This window comes from Reyranella sp., from assembly GCF_044224635.1.
Taxonomy (GTDB): domain Bacteria; phylum Pseudomonadota; class Alphaproteobacteria; order Reyranellales; family Reyranellaceae; genus Reyranella.
In genome coordinates this window covers 343,132-360,942 of sequence record NZ_JBGAKA010000002.1, presented here as the reverse complement: position 1 = coordinate 360,942, position 17,811 = coordinate 343,132, and the positions used below count along the sequence as shown (strand labels likewise).

21 protein-coding genes and 1 pseudogene are annotated in these 17,811 nt (G+C 66.4%); 6 read left to right on the top strand and 16 right to left on the bottom strand.

The window, feature by feature from the left end; translation table 11 throughout:
• Positions 1–257: 257 nt before the first annotated feature.
• From ACILR9_RS03545 to ACILR9_RS03525, 5 genes are all read right to left on the bottom strand, one after another.
• Positions 258–386 carry a hypothetical protein gene (locus ACILR9_RS03545; protein WP_395708501.1) on the bottom strand — a complete coding sequence of 43 codons (129 nt, stop codon included), beginning with the start codon at positions 384–386 and terminating at the stop codon, positions 258–260.
• Positions 387–557: 171 nt separating this feature from the next.
• A complete protein-coding gene (locus ACILR9_RS03540; protein WP_395708500.1) occupies positions 558–1,832 on the bottom strand; it encodes an acyl-CoA dehydrogenase family protein in 1,275 nt (424 codons plus the stop codon).
• A gap of 38 nt (positions 1,833–1,870) precedes the next feature.
• A complete protein-coding gene (locus ACILR9_RS03535) occupies positions 1,871–3,121 on the bottom strand; it encodes a sensor histidine kinase (RefSeq protein WP_395708499.1) in 1,251 nt (416 codons plus the stop codon).
• Positions 3,122–3,296: 175 nt separating this feature from the next.
• The gene (locus ACILR9_RS03530; RefSeq protein ID WP_395708498.1) at positions 3,297–3,986 is read right to left on the bottom strand and encodes a response regulator; all 690 of its coding nucleotides are present in this window, start codon (positions 3,984–3,986) and stop codon (positions 3,297–3,299) included.
• A 32-nt stretch (positions 3,987–4,018) separates the two neighbouring features.
• Positions 4,019–4,483, bottom strand: a complete 465-nt coding sequence (locus ACILR9_RS03525; RefSeq protein WP_395708497.1) for a Spy/CpxP family protein refolding chaperone — start codon at positions 4,481–4,483, stop codon at positions 4,019–4,021.
• A gap of 96 nt (positions 4,484–4,579) precedes the next feature.
• Between ACILR9_RS03525 and ACILR9_RS03520 the strand changes: the two genes are divergently transcribed.
• The 3 genes from ACILR9_RS03520 to ACILR9_RS03510 all read left to right on the top strand — a co-directional run bounded on the left by ACILR9_RS03520 (position 4,580) and on the right by ACILR9_RS03510 (position 5,732).
• Positions 4,580–5,095, top strand: a complete 516-nt coding sequence (locus tag ACILR9_RS03520) for a GNAT family N-acetyltransferase (protein WP_395708496.1) — start codon at positions 4,580–4,582, stop codon at positions 5,093–5,095.
• A gap of 173 nt (positions 5,096–5,268) precedes the next feature.
• On the top strand, positions 5,269–5,499 hold the full coding sequence (locus ACILR9_RS03515) for a type II toxin-antitoxin system HicB family antitoxin (RefSeq protein WP_395708495.1): 231 nt from the start codon (positions 5,269–5,271) through the stop codon (positions 5,497–5,499).
• The gene (locus ACILR9_RS03510; RefSeq protein WP_395708494.1) at positions 5,496–5,732 is read left to right on the top strand and encodes a type II toxin-antitoxin system HicA family toxin; all 237 of its coding nucleotides are present in this window, start codon (positions 5,496–5,498) and stop codon (positions 5,730–5,732) included. Before ACILR9_RS03515 ends, ACILR9_RS03510 begins: the two co-directional genes overlap by 4 nt.
• A gap of 176 nt (positions 5,733–5,908) precedes the next feature.
• Here ACILR9_RS03510 and ACILR9_RS03505 read toward each other — a convergent pair whose 3' ends face one another.
• The 8 genes from ACILR9_RS03505 to ACILR9_RS03470 form a co-directional block, all read right to left on the bottom strand.
• Positions 5,909–6,331, bottom strand: a complete 423-nt coding sequence (locus ACILR9_RS03505) for a hypothetical protein (protein ID WP_395708493.1) — start codon at positions 6,329–6,331, stop codon at positions 5,909–5,911.
• A gap of 15 nt (positions 6,332–6,346) precedes the next feature.
• The gene (tnpC, locus tag ACILR9_RS03500) at positions 6,347–7,834 is read right to left on the bottom strand and encodes an IS66 family transposase (RefSeq protein WP_395708515.1); all 1,488 of its coding nucleotides are present in this window, start codon (positions 7,832–7,834) and stop codon (positions 6,347–6,349) included.
• A gap of 177 nt (positions 7,835–8,011) precedes the next feature.
• Positions 8,012–8,365 (bottom strand): IS66 family insertion sequence element accessory protein TnpB, encoded by a 354-nt coding sequence (gene tnpB / locus ACILR9_RS03495; protein ID WP_395708492.1) that lies wholly within the window; start codon positions 8,363–8,365, stop codon positions 8,012–8,014.
• A complete protein-coding gene (locus tag ACILR9_RS03490; protein ID WP_395708491.1) occupies positions 8,362–8,730 on the bottom strand; it encodes a transposase in 369 nt (122 codons plus the stop codon). The genes tnpB and ACILR9_RS03490 overlap by 4 nt, the downstream gene beginning before the upstream one ends.
• A 52-nt stretch (positions 8,731–8,782) precedes the next feature.
• Positions 8,783–9,154, bottom strand: a complete 372-nt coding sequence (locus tag ACILR9_RS03485) for a hypothetical protein (protein WP_395708490.1) — start codon at positions 9,152–9,154, stop codon at positions 8,783–8,785.
• A 9-nt stretch (positions 9,155–9,163) separates the two neighbouring features.
• Entirely contained in the window at positions 9,164–10,009 is an 846-nt protein-coding gene (locus ACILR9_RS03480; RefSeq protein WP_395708489.1) for a DUF2167 domain-containing protein, read from the bottom strand.
• Positions 10,010–10,324: 315 nt separating this feature from the next.
• The gene (gene hisN, locus ACILR9_RS03475) at positions 10,325–11,146 is read right to left on the bottom strand and encodes a histidinol-phosphatase (protein ID WP_395708488.1); all 822 of its coding nucleotides are present in this window, start codon (positions 11,144–11,146) and stop codon (positions 10,325–10,327) included.
• A 10-nt stretch (positions 11,147–11,156) separates the two neighbouring features.
• Positions 11,157–11,687 carry a c-type cytochrome gene (locus ACILR9_RS03470; RefSeq protein WP_395708487.1) on the bottom strand — a complete coding sequence of 177 codons (531 nt, stop codon included), beginning with the start codon at positions 11,685–11,687 and terminating at the stop codon, positions 11,157–11,159.
• A gap of 310 nt (positions 11,688–11,997) precedes the next feature.
• Between ACILR9_RS03470 and ACILR9_RS03465 the strand changes: the two genes are divergently transcribed.
• The 3 genes from ACILR9_RS03465 to ACILR9_RS03455 are packed head-to-tail and all read left to right on the top strand — an operon-like array spanning position 11,998 to position 14,105.
• Positions 11,998–12,906, top strand: coding sequence for a prephenate dehydratase (locus tag ACILR9_RS03465; protein ID WP_395708486.1), 909 nt, complete (start codon positions 11,998–12,000; stop codon positions 12,904–12,906).
• Between the two features lie 33 nt (positions 12,907–12,939).
• Positions 12,940–13,602: a ribulose-phosphate 3-epimerase gene (gene rpe / locus ACILR9_RS03460; RefSeq protein ID WP_395708485.1), complete on the top strand. Its 663-nt coding sequence runs from the start codon at positions 12,940–12,942 to the stop codon at positions 13,600–13,602.
• Positions 13,599–14,105 carry a hypothetical protein gene (locus ACILR9_RS03455; protein WP_395708484.1) on the top strand — a complete coding sequence of 169 codons (507 nt, stop codon included), beginning with the start codon at positions 13,599–13,601 and terminating at the stop codon, positions 14,103–14,105. Before rpe ends, ACILR9_RS03455 begins: the two co-directional genes overlap by 4 nt.
• Positions 14,106–14,687: 582 nt before the next feature.
• On the opposite strand, the pseudogene ACILR9_RS03450 reads toward ACILR9_RS03455, so the two are convergent.
• The 3 genes and pseudogenes from ACILR9_RS03450 to ACILR9_RS03440 all read right to left on the bottom strand — a co-directional run bounded on the left by ACILR9_RS03450 (position 14,688) and on the right by ACILR9_RS03440 (position 17,732).
• Positions 14,688–15,763, bottom strand: a pseudogene (locus ACILR9_RS03450) (IS110 family transposase).
• A 118-nt stretch (positions 15,764–15,881) separates the two neighbouring features.
• On the bottom strand, positions 15,882–16,790 hold the full coding sequence (locus tag ACILR9_RS03445) for a PhzF family phenazine biosynthesis protein (RefSeq protein ID WP_395708483.1): 909 nt from the start codon (positions 16,788–16,790) through the stop codon (positions 15,882–15,884).
• A 9-nt stretch (positions 16,791–16,799) separates the two neighbouring features.
• Complete coding sequence (locus ACILR9_RS03440) at positions 16,800–17,732, bottom strand: sugar phosphate isomerase/epimerase family protein (RefSeq protein ID WP_395708482.1); 933 nt, start codon at positions 17,730–17,732, stop codon at positions 16,800–16,802.
• Positions 17,733–17,811 lie beyond the last annotated feature (79 nt).

The following is a 17,811-nucleotide window of genomic DNA, read 5'->3' as shown; positions in this document are numbered from 1 at the left end:
GGCGATGCGCGTCTCCTTGGTCGCCCGCGCGACGAACGCCCGCCGCCCGCCCTGTCCGGGGGTGACGAGGATCTCGGTCGTGGCCTGGGGAGCTGCCTTTTTCCTGGCCGGGCGGGCCATTCCTGCACGTCCTTTCGCCCAAAATCCTGAGTGGGCCAGCATCGTTCATACAGGAAGCTGCGCTGCCCGGTCGAGCGCGAGACGCGTCAGAATGACGCCCAGCCGCACCACCAGGCCACCTGGCATGCGGGCGGGTGTCAGCGGATCGCCGAAAAAGGCGCCGACAGGCCGACGCCGGCGATCGGGATCAGGTACATGTCGACCATGACCCGCCTGACCCCGAGCCGCTCGAGGCCGATGGTCAGGCCGAGGAAGGCGACGCTCACGGGAAGATTGCAGCGCATGAAGGCAACTGGGCATTGAGCTCGTGTGAGATCTTGGTGCCGCCGCACTTGTCGGACCACGGGCAGCCGCCTCGTCAACAAGATAATTCGCCCTTCGCGATCTCCAGCCGCGTCGAAGCGCACACAGGCTTCGCGAAGCCCGCGCCAATATGATCACCCCTCGCGCGGCGCTGTCGATGCCTTCTGCGCGCCCCAGAAGCCGAATAGCGCGCCGGCGACGCGGCGGATCTGGATTTCCTCGGAGCCCTCGGTGATGCGGTAGCGCCGGTGGTGGCGGTAGATGTGCTCGAACGGCGTATGGCGGGAGTAGCCGATGCCGCCATGGACCTGGATGGCGCGGTCGGCGGCGTCGCAGACCAGGCGGTTGGCGCGGTAGTTCGACATCGCCACCCATTCGCTGACCTGCATGTGGTGCTGGCGGTCGAGATGCCAGGCCGTCTTGCGCACCAGCCCGCGCGTCATCTCGGCCTCGGTGTGCAACTCGGCGAGCGGGAACTGGATCGCCTGGTTGCTGGCCAGCGCCTTGCCGAACACCTTGCGGTTCTTGGCGTAGGCCACCGACAGGTCGATGCAGTACTGCGCCGCCCCGAGGCTGGACGCGGCCTGGCGGATGCGATTCTCGTGCACGAAGGTCTGCGCCACGTCGAGGCCGCGGCCCTCCTCGCCCAGCATCGACGAGGCCGGCACCTTGACGTTGGTGAGCGACACCTCGGCGTGGTCGGACGGCATGTTGAAGGTCCACCACATGTGCTCGACCTTGAAGCCGGTCGACGTGACCGGCGTCAGGAAGGCCGAGATGCCGCGTGCGTCGCCGGGCTTGCCCGAGGTGCGGGCGAACACCAGATCGACGGTCGCCGTGTGCATGCCGGTGTTGAACCGCTTCATGCCGTTGATCACCCAGTCGCCGCCCTGCCTGACGGCGGTTGTTTCCATGAAGGTGGCGTCGGAACCGTGGTCGGGTTCCGTCAGGCCGAAGGCGATGCGCTCCCTGCCGGTGAGCATGCCTTCGAGATAGCGCTCCTTCTGCTCCTTCGTGCCGAAGCGATGCAGCAGCAGCGCCACCGGAAAGTTGCCGACGATCGAGCTCTCGTTCTGCAGGTCGTTGTGCAGGCCGAGACCCTTGTGGGCGAGATGCTCGCGGATGATCGCCATGGCGAGGTTGGAGCCTTCCTTGCCGCCCAGCTCCTTGGGCAGGGCGAAGCGCAGATGGCCCGCCTTGTCGGCGCGGCGACGCATCTCGGCCAGCAAGGCCTCCCATTCGTGGCGCGGCTGGCCGTCGTTGTCCCAGTCGGTGCGGGCGTGCTCGCGGCGATGGTCGAAAAACCGGATGTTGTCGTTCTCGCGCTCGAGCGGTCGGATCTCGCGCTCGATGAATTCGTCGAGCTCGCGCAGGTAGGCCGCGATGTCGGCGGGAATGTCGAAATCCATGGGCTGCTTCCTCCGGTGAACGAGCGTTCACCGGCATCTTAGGCGGCCGGCAGGTCGACGCGGAAGCGGCTGCCGCCGCCGTCTGCCGCCAAGCAAACGACGTCGCCGCCATGCCGGCGGGCGATGTCGAGAACCAGCGCCAGACCGAGCCCGCTGCCGCGGCCGTTCTCCCGGCTGCCGGCGGTACGATAGAACGGCTCGAAGATGCGCTGCCTCTCGGCTTCGGGCACGCCCGGCCCACGGTCGGCGACCTGGAGGACGGCATGGTCACCCTCGCGTTCCACCGATATGTCGATCGGTCCGTCCCCGCCGTGCCGTCGCGCATTCTCGATGAGGTTGCGGATCAGCCGGCGCAGCAGCAGGCGCTCGCCGGACACCGTGATCGGCGTGCCGGCCGCCTCGAGGTCGTACCGGGCGGCCTCCTCGGCCGCGAGGGCCAGGAGGTCGACCGGCTCACGCTGCTCCAGGACGGGCAGGGCCTCCAACCGGCTGGCCAGTAGGATCTGCTCGATCAGCTGATCGAGCTCGTCGATGTCCTGCTTGAGGGATCGGCGGGTCTTCGGGTCGGCGCCGTCACCCAGCAGCGAGGCGGCGACGGCGATGCGGGCGAGCGGCGTGCGCAGCTCGTGGCTGCAGTTGGCGAGCAGCAGGCGGTGCGCCGCCACCAGCTCCTCGATGCGCTGCGCCGAGCGGTTGAAGCTCGCCGCCAGCGCCGCCACCTCGTCGCGGCCCTCGACCTTGACCCGCGCGCCGAGATCGCTGCCGAAGCGGTCGACGCCGTCCTTCAGCCGCTCGAGGCGCCGGCCGAGGCCGCGCACGATCGGGTAGGCGCCGACGGCGACGGCGAGCGCGACCAGGGCGAGGAACGCGGTGATCCAGAAGGTCGGGTTGGGGCGCTCGCGGACCTGGCGCGCGACCAGCCAGCGGCCATCCGGCAGGTGCAGGGTGAAGTTCGGGCCGCCCGGCCCGCGCCGCCAGCCGGTGCGGGCGCGCGCGGCGTCGAAGCGCGGCGGCGGCCGGCCGGCCATGGCGATCATGTCGCCATTCTTGCGGTAGAGGGCGAGATCGAAGCGCAGCTTGCGCTGCAACGCTTCGAGCGCCGTCCGCTGCTCGGCGAGTGGCGCATCCGCGTCGGGCAGCAGCGCGCCGGTCAACTCGGCGGCGACGTCGAGATACTGCGGCGTGCGCGCATCGTCCTCGGCAACCCACCACAGCACCGCCGCGGCGCCGACGAACACCGCCAGCACCACCAGGATGGTCATGTAGAACTGCAGGTAGAGGCGCTGCATTGGGGCAGCTACGCGGCCATCGGATTCCTCCCCAGCTTCGCTGGGGAGGTGTCGGCGTAGTCGCCGACGGAGGGGTCATAGGCCCCAGTCCCGCTGCTCATGACCCCTCCGTCTCGGACTACCGAGAGACCTCCCCAGCGAAGCTGGGGAGGAGAAAGAAGAGTGGTGGAACTCCTCACCGGTCCTGGTCCCGGGCGAAGACGTAGCCGGCGCCGCGCACCGTGAGGATGCGGCGCGGCTTCTTGGCGTCATCCTCGATCGCCGCGCGGATGCGCGAGACGTGGACGTCGACGGAGCGGTCGAAGGCCTCGAGCTTCTCGCCCTTCAGAAGGTCCATCAGGGCATCGCGCGACAGCACGCGGCCGGCGCGTTCGGCCAGCGCCAGCAGGAGGGCGAACTGGTAGGAGGTGATGGTGCGCTCCTCGCCGTCGACGCGCACCAACCGGGCGCCCTTGTCGATCTCGAGGCGGCCGAAGCGCAGCGTGTCGGACTTCACCACGGTGCCCTTGCGGCGCAGGATGGCGCGCAGGCGGGCCTGCAATTCGCGCGGCTCGAACGGCTTGGCGAGATAGTCGTCGGCGCCGACCTCGAGGCCGACGACGCGGTCCATCGGCTCGCCGCGCGCCGTCAGCATCAGGATCGGCACGTCGGTCGCGCCGCGCAGCCGGCGGCAGAGATCGAGGCCGTCGGCATCGGGCAGCATGAGATCGAGGATCACGGCATCGAAGGCCTCGCGCTTCAGCAGCGCCTCGCCCGACTGGGCGGTGCCGGCGACGGTGACGCGAAAGCCCGCCCCGCCGAGATAGTCGGAGACCATCCCGGCGAGGCGGCTGTCGTCATCGATCATCAGGATGCGCTCGGCCATGATCGCAGTATCGGGCCGAGGCTGCCCTGATGTCATCCGCGCTTGCCGAAGCGCTCGTCCCAGCTCTTGAAGAAGGCCTGGCGCTGCGAGGCGCTGAGCACGTTGCCGGCGTCGACCATCGCCTTGGTGAAGCGCTTCGACGTGTCATCGGCGATCTTCATCTGGGCGGTGCGGATCTGCTCGATCTTCGCCGGGTCGATGGTCGGCGCCTGCATCGCGGCTTCCATCGCCTTGCGATTCTCGACCCGCTGGTCGCGGAACGCCTTCATGTCCTTGAAGGCGGCCTGCACGATCTCGCGCACCTTGGCCTTCTGCTCGGCCGTCGCATCGGTGCCCGACAGGGCCTTGTCGACGCGCTTCTCGAGGTGCTGCTGGAACTTCGCCGGATCGTAGCCGGCGGTGTCGCCGCCGCGGGCGAAGGCGGTGCCGCCGGCGCCCACGGCGAGGCTGCCCGCGAGCAGCGCCGCAATCATCGTCTTCATGTCGAGCTTTGCCATCTACTCCTCCTTGGGGTGTTCGAAGCATTTCCCCGTGGCTCCGATATGGAGGAGGCCGGTTTCGCAATCCTCTCGGGCATGTAAAGTTTGGTAAAGATGACCTTGCTGCAGACCGAGCGCCTGACGCTGCGGCCGCTGGTGCCGGCCGACGCCGATTCCTACGCCGCCATGCGATACCATCCGGAGGTCGCCCGATGGCTGCCCCCCGCGTCGGGTGATCCCACCGACCCGGCTCGGGCGACCATCGAGCGCTTCGCCGCCGCCTGGCGTGACCGGCATCACGCCCCGTGGGGCGTCTTCCGCGACGGCCGGCTGATCGGCCACGCGGGCCTCAACTACGTGCCCGAGTTCGAGCGGACCGAGGTGCTGTGGGCGCTCCATCCCGACGCCTGGGGAAAGGGCTACGCCACGGAGGTGGCGCGCGCCGCGCTCGCCTATGGGTTCGAGACCCTGGAACTCGACCTGATCTTCGCCATCACGCTGCCCGACAATCTAGCCTCGCAGGCGGTGATGAAGCGCATCGGCCTCACCTACCGACGGCGGGTCGAATACAAGGGCTTCAAGGACGTGGTGTGGTTCGACATCGATCGCGCGAGCTGGCTGGCGCGCTAGTCCTCTGTTTTACCCGACGCTCGAACTTGGAGGTTGGCGATGGGTCCCGAAGCAACCAGGAAAGACGTCCTATTTGGGTCGCAGGGCTGCTACGCCTGTCGACGCTTCCCAATGACTTGGGGGCCCAACTGTGGCAAACGATCGTAGGTGAGATAGCGTGAAGGAGAGACACAGTGGCCGAAAGCTACGTCTTCTCGGTTGTCCTCGAGCCTCAGGAAGAGGGCGGCTTCACGGTGCTTGTGCCGGCGTTACCAGAGGTGGTGACGGAAGGCGATTCCGAAGAAGAGGCGCTGACAAATGCCGAGGAGGCCATTCGGGCCATACTCGCCTATCGCCGCGATCACGGCATTGCCATTCCCGCCGACGCACGACCCGAGATTCGCCGCATCACCGTGGCGGCATGAGCGACGGCAGGCTGCCGATTGCCAGCGGCAGAGACATCGTTCGAGCATTGGAGAGAGCCGGCTTTCTCGTCGATAGGGTCGTGGGCAGTCACCACGTAATGGTCCATCCGAAAGATTCGCGTCGGACTGTCTCGGTTCCCGTCCACGGCAATCGCGAACTCAAGCGCGGTACCTTGCGCTCAATCATTCGCCAGGCCGGGTTCAGCGTCGAGGAGTTCCGCAGCCTCCTTTGATGGTTTCCACGTTCGATGTCATGAGCGCTTGTATTCGATACGACGTCGACAAGTTGATCTTTGCCATCGCTCTACTCGACCAGCACTCCGCTGGCCATGATTAGGCGCGCCTGCTCCTCGGGCGTCGTCGGCCCGCAGCCTAGGGTTGGCGAAGGCTTCGCTACCATAGCGCATCTCTAGTCGTTGTGCGTCGGATCCGCTTCCGAACGCCCAAGCATGACCCGGTATGTGGCAAACACGCGCGCGTCAGTGGTCGAGATCGCTTCTCGTTCCTCAAGATCCGCAAGGTATGCCTCCAGTCGAAGAAGTACATCACCGGATTCAACAGCACTCAGTGTTGGGGCGAAGAACTCTACAGCATCCATTCGGTGACATCTCATCAGGAGCAGCCTGCGCCAGACATTGGCCATGAGCCCTGGACAAATCGCGCCCTCGATCAGGAACCAGGCGAGCTTTGGCCCACCTGTCTTCAATGCCCGGCGGCCAATGATTACCTCTGCGCAAGTCACGAGCCAGAGCACGACAAGCACCGATCCCACATACACGATGGCCGTGCCAATGCCCCTTGCCTCGGTAATTGCCGGGCCAAGCAGGAACAAACGTAAGCGATGTTGTCAGGCCGCGGCGCGATCGAGCGGTTTCGGCTTGACGTAGGCGAAGGGCAAGAGGTCGTCGATGCGGCTCATGGGATGTCTTGCGACGATCCTGGTGAGCACGTCGGACAAGTATGCGTAGGGATCGACGTCGATGAGCTTGCAGGTTGCAACGAGCGAGGCGATTACGGCCCAGTGCTGGCCGCCGCCATCGGACCCGGCGAACAGGTGGTTCTTTCTTCCGAGAGTGATCGGCCGGATGGTGCGCTCGACGACGTTGTTGTCGAGCTCGATGCGGCCATCGTCGAGGAAGCGGCAGAGGCCTTGCCAGCGCGACAGCGCGTAGCGGATCGCCTCGGCCAGCTTGGACTTGCCCGACACCAGGCCGAGCTGGCGCTCGAGCCAGGGCTTGAGCGCCTCGAGGATCGGCTTGCTGCGCAGTTGGCGCATGCGGCGGCGCTGCTCGGCCGACTGCCCGCGGCACGCGGTCTCGACGGCATAGAGCGGGGCGATACGGGCGAGCGCCTCGCTGGCGATCGGCGCGGGCGTGTCGGAGGCCTGCAGGTCGTAGAAATGCCGTCGCACGTGCGCCCAGCAGAAAGCGAGCTCCACCGTACCGGCCGATGCCAGCTCGCGATAGGCGCCGTAGCCATCGACCTGCAGCGTGCCCCTGAACCCGGCGAGATGCTGGCCCGGGCGTGCATGCTTGCGATCCGGCGCATAGACGTAGACGACCGCCGGCGGATCGCTGCCGCACCACGGTCGATCGTCGCGCGCATAGGTCCACAGTTGGCCCGTCTTGGTGCGACCGCGCCCGGGGTCGAGCACCGGCACCGTCGTCTCGTCGGCGAACAGCTTGGTCGAGCTGCGAAGCTTCTCGAGCAGCCGGTCGTACACCGCCGTCAGCACGAAGGCGCTGCGTCCAACCCAATCCGCCAGGGTCGAGCGGTCTATCAGCACGCCCTGGCGGGCCCACATCTGCGCCTGGCGATAAAGCGGCAGGTGGTCGGCGTACTTGGCGACCAGCACCTGCGCCACCAGCGTCTCGGTCGGCAGGCCGTTCTCGATCAGCCGCTCCGGCGCCGGCGCCTGGGCGACCTCGCCCTGGCAGCTCCGGCAGGCGTACTTGGGCCGACGCGTCACGATCACCTTGAACTGCGCGGGCACCCGGTCCAGCCGTTGCGATACGTCCTCGCCGATGCAGACCTTCAACCCGCCACAGCAGGCGCACTGCTTGTCGGCGACGTCGACCACCACCTCCTCGCGCGGCAGGTGCTCGGGCAGGCTGCCGCGGTTGATCTTGCGGCGCTGCCCCGACCTCGGCGACGCCGCAGGCTGGCTCTTGTCCTGGACCGCCTCGGCGGCCGACGCGGCCTGCTCGACCTCCTCCAGCGCCAGCTGCAGCTGGTCGGGATCGAGCTGCTCGGAGCGCTGCCCGAAGCGATGCCGCTGCAGCGCCTTGATGATCGCCGTCAGCCGCTCGATCTCCTGGTCGCGTGCCTCGACCATTGCCGCGAGTCGTTGCCGCTCCGCCTGCAGCTCCTCGATGTCGGGGGGAAGTGGCTCGTTCACGGCCCGAGTACACCACATCTTGGGGTTGTTGTCGCTCGGCGAACACAAGGTGAGTCAACTTGTCGCTGCCCTGCCTCCACCGAAGCGACGCCACTTCGGCTTCGCACAGGCAGGTCACGACACCGCGCTCGGCGTGCGCACGCGCACCGGTCTCACCCGAGTCCAATCGAGACCCTCGAGCAATGCCGACAACTGCGACGCCGAGAGCCGCATCACCCCGTCACCGATCGACGGCCAGCGGAACGAGCCCTGCTCGAGCCGCTTACTCAGCAGCACCACGCCGCTGCCGTCCCATAGCAGCAGCTTCAGCCGATCGGCCCGCTTGCTGCGGAACACATGGATCACCCCGCTGAACGGATCGCTCGAGAGGCGATCGCGAACCAGCGCCGCCAGGCCATCCATGCCCTTGCGAAAATCGATCGGCTGCGTCGCCACCAGCACCCGCACCGCTCCCGACGGGACGATCACGACACCGCCTTCGCCGCTTGCAGCACCTCCCGCAGCGTCGCCCCGTCGATGCCGGGCGCCACACGGATCGTCATCCCGCTAAGCTCGATCTCGATCGCCGACCGTGCCACCAGCACCGCCGCGAAGCCCAGCTCCTCGTGCCCTGCTGGCCGCTCGATTCCCGACCGCCGACGCCACCCGTACAGCTGCTGCGCCGTCAACCCGTGACGCTGCGCTACCGCGCTTACAGACGCCTCGCCAGACATGGTCTCCCCGACGATCCGCGCCTTCTCCGCAGCGCTCCACGACCGGCGACGTCTGCCGCCCTGGACCAACTCCAACCGGGCCTCCGGCTCCGACTTCGACGCAAGCTCTGTGTCCGACATTTTTCCACTCCGCTCGTTGCCTCGGAGCCGACGATGAACAATCACAAGCCGTCTATGAAGATGCGGTCAGAACACCGCTTACGAACAAACAGGCAAAAGACAGGGTGCCCGCCATCCGGACCAGCAAAAAGCGTACAGCGAGCAGCTGCATCTGGCGGCGCGCCATCCCCAGCCGACGGTGCGAAAGCGGGGCGTTGAGCCAGTTCGCTCGCAGCACGGTTTGCCAAGGCGCCAGCGGATTCAGAAAAGCATATGCCCGCTTCCGGATCAGGAATCGGTACATCGGCAGTTGAGGCGACCACTTCGCCTTGCGTCGCCTGACGAGAACCAGCTCGTGCGGACGACAGTAGACAAGGTGGTCAGCAAGATAGAATACGCCGCATACGAGCCAGATGAGGTGCTCGGTGGAGAGCGGAAGCGCCATTGGCGCAGCTTATTGACTCTTCTGCCTTCCAAACAGCCGCCGGAAGAAGGCGCCGGCGACAGCAAGCAGTCCGATACCACCGAACAAGATGAGCTTCCCGAACCCCTTGAGCGCACCAGACTTTGCGGCGGCGGCCGCGGCGCCGCCAACAATGAGGGCTGCGAGGCCGTACTCGGCCGTCTTGTCGCCTTGGCGATACTCGCTGTAGCGCTCCCCGGTCACGAAATCGAAGCCCGTCAAAGCAGCGCGTAGGGCCTGAATATCGGTCTTCAAGTTTGCAGGATCTGCTACCAGTACGGCGCTCATCACGCCGGATCGGCCAAGAATTCTGATGGTGTAGTTGACCGTCTCTTCGCCGGTCGCATCAACGACGAAGCGTGTGCCCCATTCCAGGCGCTTGGTTTGAAGATCGTAGTGAGGCTCGATTGCCCAACCTGTCAATCGCATCACCGGCAAGTTGAGCCGGCGGCGCTCCTCGGCTCCCTTTTCATTCTGCTGCTTCAGGACGCTCAGCAGGCTGTCGGCCTCCAGCTTTTCGTCGTCGCGCACGTAGCCAGACGGGTCGAAGACAAAGACTGAGAACCAGGCGAGTGGCCAAGGCGCCAGGACATAGGTGTTCTGTCTGGGCGGATTACCGTTCAGCTCAACGAACTTGCTTGAACTGGCCGAGTCCAGGCAGCGTAGATTGCCCGTAAGCGAGATTCTGGCCACCGTACCGATATTGCAGGTGGCAGGCGCTTTCTGCCATGGCAAGGCAGAGATATCCCGCATGAGCGCTGACTCCTGCGCGAGCGAGACATTGGCGAACAGAATCGTGGCAAGGGTGACGAACGGCAGGCGCACAGCGTTGAGCACTTGTCTTCCTCCGATCCGGCCCTTGTACAGTAACAACAATACTGATGCCAGTACAATTGTTCGGAACTGATAATTTGCGATCGATGCGTGTAGGGAGCGGCCTGCCAGGAAGCGCGCCCATCGGTGTGACGGATGCCCTCTCTTCTCGGCCGTGATTGCGTTGAGACCCGCTCGCCTTCTCGTCTTCGTGAGCGGAGCGAAGATCCCATTGCAAACGGCGATGAGGTCCATCGCTACGCTCAGGACGACCGAGAATCGCCCCTAGGGGCGATTCTCGGGATGTCAGCCGACTCTGGTAAAGGGTTCCCCCAGGCCTCAGCCGACGCCGCGTCGTGCCTCGGGCGCCGCAGGTGCCGGGTCGCCGGTCAGGATCTCGATGGCGGCGCGATGGATCGCGGGGTCGCCGGCGGCAATCACCGAGCCGTCGGAATTGACGTCGAGTGCCTTGCTGCGCCAGTCGGTGATCAGACCGCCGGCGCCCAGGATCACCGGCACCAGGGCGGCGAAATCGTAGAGCTTCAGTGAATTCTCGACCACCAGGTCGACATGTCCTGAGGCCAGCAGGCCGTAGGCATAGCAGTCGCCACCCCAGCGGAACAGCTTGACGCGCTGCGTCAGCGCCTCGTGGCGCTTCTCGAAGGCGCCAGGAAACATGATCGGCGCCGTCGAGTACATGTATGCCTGGTCGAGCGCTGCGCAGGCGCGCACCCGGATCGGCCGTCCGTTGAAGGTCGATTGCTCGCCCGTCACGCCGAGCCAGCGCTCGCCGAGGATCGGTTGATCGATGATGCCCAGCACCGGCACGCCGCGATGGAGCAGCGCGATCAGCGTGCCGAAGATCGGCAGGCCGGTGATGAACGCCTTGGTGCCGTCGATCGGATCGAGCACCCAGACGTAGTCGGAGTCGGTGCGCACCGCACCGTGCTCCTCACCGAACACGCCGTGCGTCGGGACATGCGCGTCGAGCAACGCGCGCATCGCCGTCTCCGCTTCTCGATCGGCGATCGTGACAGGGCTCGCATCGGTCTTGTCGTCGACGATGACGCCGCTGCGGAAATAGCGCGCTACGATCGGCCGCGCCGCGTCGGCAAGTCGATTGGCGAGAACGACCAGCTCGGCAGGAACCGGCCCGGCCAAAGGTGATTTCCTACGGCAGCGGTGCCGGCGTATCGGCCATCGTACGCAGGTAGGCGATCACGTCAGCGCGCTCCTGCACCTTGGGCAGGCCGGCGAAGGCCATCTTGGTGCCCTTTACGTAGGCGGTCGGCTTGAAGATCATGTGGTTGATGTCTTCGTAGGTCCACTCGCCGCCCTTGGCCTGCAGCGCCGACGAGTAGCTGAAGCCCTCATGGCTCGCCTTCTTGCGTCCGACGATGCCCCACAGGTTGGGGCCGACCTTGTTAGCGCCGCCCTTGTCGGCGGTATGGCAGGTGAAGCATTGCTTCTGGAAGATCACCTTGCCGGCCTCGACATTCGCCTTGGCGAGTTCCGGCCCGATCGGCGGCAGGTCCGCCGCGGGCGCTGCCGCCGTCGTGGCTGCCGGCGCCTCCTCGCTGACGGCGATCGCCGGCTTGTCCAGCTTGTGGGGATGCACGACGGCGTTGGAGACCTTGCCCACCACCATTGCAAAGAGGGCCGAGGCAAGTACGCAGCCTGCAACCGTGTTGAAACTGGCCATATCCGATCCCGAGCGCCAAAATGTCCGGACGCTGCTGTAGCACGCCCGCTGCGTCGCCAGTAGTATCCGATCATGTCGGCTGGCTCGCGCGGCGGAACGTCGCAAGCCCCGGATTTTGCGAGGTTTTTCGCCTCTCGGCTGGTTGGCTTTTCGTCCGACCATCAGCTGCTGCTGGTTCGGCGGCCAGTCATTGCGGGCCTCAACGACCTGTCGTTGCTGACCTCAATGACCGATGGTTGACGGGGGATGTTTGGCGGGCGAAACAGCCGCCCGTCAGGGTTTCGATCACGGGTCGGCGAAGGCGGGGACGATGGCGAAGAGGCGAGGCAACGCCGGTGGGCGGCGCGGCGATGCGGCAAACACGATCGCCTTCCAGGGCGAAGCCGGGGCCAATTCCGACATGGCCTGCCGGGCGGCCTATCCCTACATGGCGACGCTGCCGTGCCCAACCTTCGAGGCGGCGATGGGCGCGGTCCAGGCGGGCAAGGCAGAGCTCGCCATGATCCCGGTCGAGAACTCGATCGCCGGCCGGGTCGCCGACCTGCACAGCCTGCTGCCCCATACGAAGCTCAAGATCGTCGCCGAACACTTTCAGCGCGTCGAGCATTGCCTGGTCGCCCTGCCCGGCGCCACGCTGAAGACGATCAAGACCGTGAAAAGCCACGTCCAGGCGCTGGCACAGTGCCGCAACTTCCTGAAGAAGCACCGCCTCCAGCCGCTGGTCCATGCCGATACGGCGGGCGCGGCACGCGAGATTGCCGAGGACGGCGATCCGCAGATCGGCGCCATCGCCTCCTCGCTCGCCGCCCGCATCTACGAGCTCAAGGTGCTGGCGCGCAACATCGAGGACGCCGACCACAACACCACGCGCATGCTGGTGTTCTCGCGCGACGAGGCGACGCCCGACTGGCGGACCGTCCAGTGCATGTCCGCCTTCCTGTTCCGGGTGAAGAGCGTGCCGGCCGCGCTCTACAAGGCGCTGGGCGGCTTCGCGACCAACGGCGTCAACATCGTCAAGCTGGAGAGCTACCTGTCCGGCGCGCATTTCGAGCAGGCGCAGTTCTATGCCGAGGTCGAAGGCCATCCCGAGCAGCGCGCCCTGCAGCTCGCGCTCGAGGAGCTCGCCTTCTTCTCCGAGGAGTTCAAGCCGCTCGGCACCTTCCCCGCCCATCCGTTCCGGCGCCGCGGCTGGCAGGCGCCGACCCGCCCGGGGACCTGAGAACCGGACCTGAGCAACCGTCGAGGACGCGCCATGGCACGACAGCCGGTCCGCATCGCCCCGTCCATCCTGTCGGCCGATTTCGCCGCCCTGGGCCGAGAGATCGAGGCCGTGACGGCAGCGGGCGCGGACTGGATCCATGTCGATGTCATGGATGGCCATTTCGTGCCCAACCTCACGATCGGCCCGATGGTGGTGAAGGCGTTGCGCCCGCACAGCAACCGGCCGTTCGACGTCCATCTCATGATCACGCCGGTCGATCCGTTCGTGCCCGCTTATGCCGAGGCCGGTGCCGACACCATCTCCTTCCATCCCGAGGCGGGACCGCACGTCCATCGCACCATCCAGCTGATCAGGAGCCTGGGCAAGCGCGCCGGGCTGGTCCTCAATCCGGCCACGCCGATCGCCGCGGTCGAGCCGGTGCTGGCCGATCTCGACCTGGTGCTGGTGATGAGCGTCAATCCAGGCTTCGGCGGCCAAGCGTTCATCGCAAGCCAGCTTGCCAAGATCGCAGCCCTGCGCCGGATGATCGATGCGCTCGGCAAGCCGATCGATCTCGAGGTCGATGGCGGCGTCAATCCGGAGACGGCGCGGCGCTGCATCGAGGCCGGCGCGGACGCCCTGGTGGCGGGCACGGCGGTGTTCAGCGGCGGGCCGGCGCGCTACGCCGCCAACATCGAGGCCCTGCGCGGATGAAGGTCGACCGGCACGCTCTCGCCATCGCCCGCCTCGAAGGCGACAAGGGGACGCCCGAGGAGAAGGCGCGCATCAAGGCCTGGGATCGCCTCGACCGTCTGCTGTCGACGCTCGATTCGAAGACCTCGGTTCTGCTGCGTTTCAATTCGATCGTCGTGGCCGCGCTCGCCTACCTGGTGATCGTGAGCGCCACCGAACCGTTCGCCCAGGCGAACGCGATCGTGAAGATGGTGGGCGTGGTGATCGGCCATCTCAGCCTGCTGGCCAGCGTGCTGAGCTGTGGCTTCGCCTTTCCGGTGATCAACGTCGAATGGAATTTCTTCGGCGGCCGCCTCGATCACAAGGACGGCAACGAGCCGACGTTCGGTGACGCGGCCCTCGAACGAATCGGCGAGCTGGTGACCCTGCGCACCCGCCTCTATGCGCGAGCCTGGCAGCTCGCCGTGGCTGGCGGGGCGGGCTTCGCCATCATGGTCGCGCTAGCGACGATCCATATTCCTTGACGGGCGTTCATCCTCTTCCGGACCGCGTATGTGGACGGCCCCTTGATTACAAGAGTTTTTTGACGCCAGCGGCGTCAAAAGAGAGTTGGGGAGTGGTCTGCGGCGAGCAGCCAGTCAAAGTTGAAGACTGCCCGCCTCGCGACGGGCGTAGCGCTTCATCCTCGGGGGCCCACAGGGAGGCGCGCGCCGCGCAGCGCCCGTTAAGTGGCTGGCGGAGCGGCGCGCGGGTCCCTGTGGGCCCCCGAGGATGAAGCGCGGTGGGCGCCCGACGAGACTGGTCATCGAGCGCATCATCGCGTCAGGTGTGGTGCCGTGGACGATGGCTGGCCGGCTAGCGGCACGAACTGCTTGGATAGAGGAACGGTCGAGGCGATTGCGGTCGTATGTCCGGTCTGTTGTCGCGATGAAGATCGCTGCCAAGATGGTTTCCGCGTCCCTGAGTTCCTAACGAGCGAGCGGCATCGAATGCCGCGCGGTCCGACGGAGTGTCCCAGGGAACTCTTATCACCTGATCAGTCCATCTCCTCGTTGTTCGAGCAAGCCTCGGCCGTCAGCGTGATGTGATGTCCACAGTCACGATTTCTATGCGGCGATTGCGATGGGCTCACCTCTGGTTAGGGTGGCGGGGCGCTTGGCCGGGACGTGGTTTGGGTCATAGCGTTGGCCGCTGACCATGAGCCTCCAGGCGATGCGCGCGGTCTTGTTGGCCAGCGCCACGGCGACCAGCTTGCGCGGCTTGCGCCGCAACAGGTCTGCCAACCACGGCGAGGGCTGGATGCGGCCTTCATGACATGTTCGATGTAAGAGGTGCCTGCGACAAGGATGGCGCGCAGGCTTTCGTCGCCGGCGCGGGTGATGCCCCCCAGCTTCTGCTTTCCGGCGGTCGAGTGGTCCTTGGGCGTCAGGCCGATCCAGGCGGCGAACATTCGGCCACTGGCGAAGGCCTTGGGGTCGGTGGTCCTGATCGCCAGCCGGCACGCCCCGATCGGCCTGGATCGTCGGCACCTCGACCAGGCGCCGGCCGAGTTCGGTCGGCACGATGCCATGCCTTGAGCCGACGCTCGATCGTCGCCAGCCTGGGCGCGAGCTCGGCGAACTCCTGGCCGAGAACGTCGAACATCTCCTTGGCAAGGTCCGGAACACTGCGGTCCTCGGCAAGCTGGCCCAGCAGCCCCTCGATCTTGTCGAGCCCTTGGGCACGACAAGGCCGAACTCCGCCGCGTGGCTGCGGATCGTATTGCTCAGCTGGGTGCGCCGCTTCATCACACTCTCGCGTATGCCGAGCAACATCTGGGCGGCCGACTGCTCCTCGCTCTTGACCGCCACGAAGCGCTTCTGCGCACCCGCGGCCGGCTCATCGCCTCGCAGATCGCCTCGGCATCCTTCGCATCATTCTTGCCGCGCGCAACATAGGCTTTCACGTATTGCGGCGGGATCAACACAACCTCATGGCCGAGCTTGCGCAGTTCACGCGCCCAATGGTAGCTCGCCCCGCACGCCTCCAGGCCAACCACCGTCGGCTCGAGCGTGGCGAAAAACGCCAGAAATTGCGCCCGCCGCACCTTGCGCCGCAACACCACCCGCTCGGCCTCGTCGACACCGTGCACCTGGAAAACGCTCTTCGATGTATCGACCCCTATCCGTGCTATCTTCGCCATGGACGGCTCCCCTGGTGTGAGATTTCAACGACCTCACCTTGGCACATCGATGCCGTCGGGGGGCCGTCCACACCAACGAGCGTCTCGCTCGTGGTCCGGAAGAACATGACAGCGGTCGCTACAGCGCAATCTCGCCCTGCTGAACCGCCACGCAGCCACCACCCACGGAGGCGCGGATGCCGTCGGCGGCGCGATGAGCGGCGCACAGCAGCAGGCTGGGGCGGCCCATCTCGACGCCCTGGGTGATGTCGTAGCGCCGCTCGCGATCCCGGGTGAGGGACAGCAGCAGCGCCGCCAGCGGCGTTGCGGCGCTGCCGGTCGCGGCATCCTCGAGCGTGCCGGAAAGCGGCGAGAACATGCGCGCCCGTAGGCGCGTGGCGCCGCCGGCCTCGCCGTCGTGGGCATAGAGATAGAGTGGCAGCCGGCGCTGGCCGAGCACCGGAAAGGCGTCGTGCGCGGCCTTGAAGCGGGCGATGTCGGGCGCGGCTCGTGACAGCGCGGGTCCGGTCACCTGGGCAACAACAAAAGAATTGCCGACCGACGCCACGACCGGCCGGTGCGCCGCCACGACGACGTCCTCGACCGCCAAGCCGACACAGCCGGCCAGCAGGTCGACCGGCATCTCCGGGCCGAGCGACAGCGGCTGCGGAGCGGCGATGGTGACGGCGCGCGGCGTCGGCTCGGCGCCGTCGCGTTGCACCTGCACCTCGACCAGGCCGGCGATCTCCTCGAAGCGCAGCACGCCGTCGCGGTCGCGGCCCAGCCCGGCCAGCACCCATCCGGTGCCGACATTGGGATGGCCGGCGAAGGGCATCTCGGCCGTGCGGTTGAAGATGCGCACGCGCGCCGTGTTGGCCGGATCGTCGGGCGGCAACACGAAGGTCGTCTCGCTGAGATTGAACTCGGCCGCCAGCGACTGCATTTCGGCGTCGCTGAGACCGGTCGCGTCGGGCAGCACGGCCAGCGGATTGCCGCCGAACCGGCGGTCGGTGAAGACGTCGACCGTGACGAAAGAAAAGCTGCGCATGAAGCGGCCTTACACGATCTCGATGCCGACTTCCTTGGCGATCCGGCGCAGACCGTCGATCGATCGCGCCGTCGCCTCGCGACCATTCTGCGGGCAATGGGTCTCGATGCTGGCCAGCACCTCGGGAGCCCTGACGCCGCTCAGCAGGCGCTCGAGCTCGGCCGGCCACGGCACGTCGCCGTCGCCCAGGGGAACTGTGCGGCGTGCCTCGAGGTTGCGATCCTTGAGATGGATCGCCGTGGTCAGCGGCGCCAGCGTGGCGATCTCTGAATCTTTCGGCGGCTCGCCGAGCGACCAGGCGTTGGCGATATCGACCAATGGCCGGACGTAGCGCTGCGGCGGCTCGCGGATGTCCTCGGCCTCGATCTCCTCGATTTCCTCGTCGCCACCCATCGGCAGCCACGGCACCGTGGCGAAGAAGTTGGCCAGCTCGGCGATACTGCCGATGTTGCAGACAGACTCGTTCTCGATCTGAAGGGTGATGTCGAAGTGATGGGCGAGGGAATGCAGCTTGCCGACATCCTTGCTCAGCCGGCCGAGATCCTTCGGTTGAAAGCCGGGATAGCGCAGGTAGCTGAAAATCCGCATGTGGGGTGCGCCCAGGATGACGGCGACCTCCATGGCATGGTCGGCGATATTCTCGGCCGGACAGGACTTGGGATCGAACGCGAAGTCGACCTTGCCGCCTGCAGTCGACTTGCCGGGCGCCTGCCATTTGAACATGGGCGATACGAAGGCAGGCACGGTCAGGCCAGCCTTCTCGAGCTTGCGGCTGATGGCGATCACCTCTTCTTTCTTCATGCCGAGGAGGTTGCGGCCCTCGACGGTGCGCATGTCGAGACGTTTCAGCCCGTGCTCGTGGGCGAACGAGATCATCTCGTCGAGCGACGGACCAATTTCGTCGCCGATGACGGAAAGAGCGAGGCGGGGAAGCGGCGGCATGGCGCGACCCTACTATGCTTCCCGATCTTTGGCTAAAGTCGATTGGATGACCCGAGAGGGTCATGAGGAGCTTGGCCTC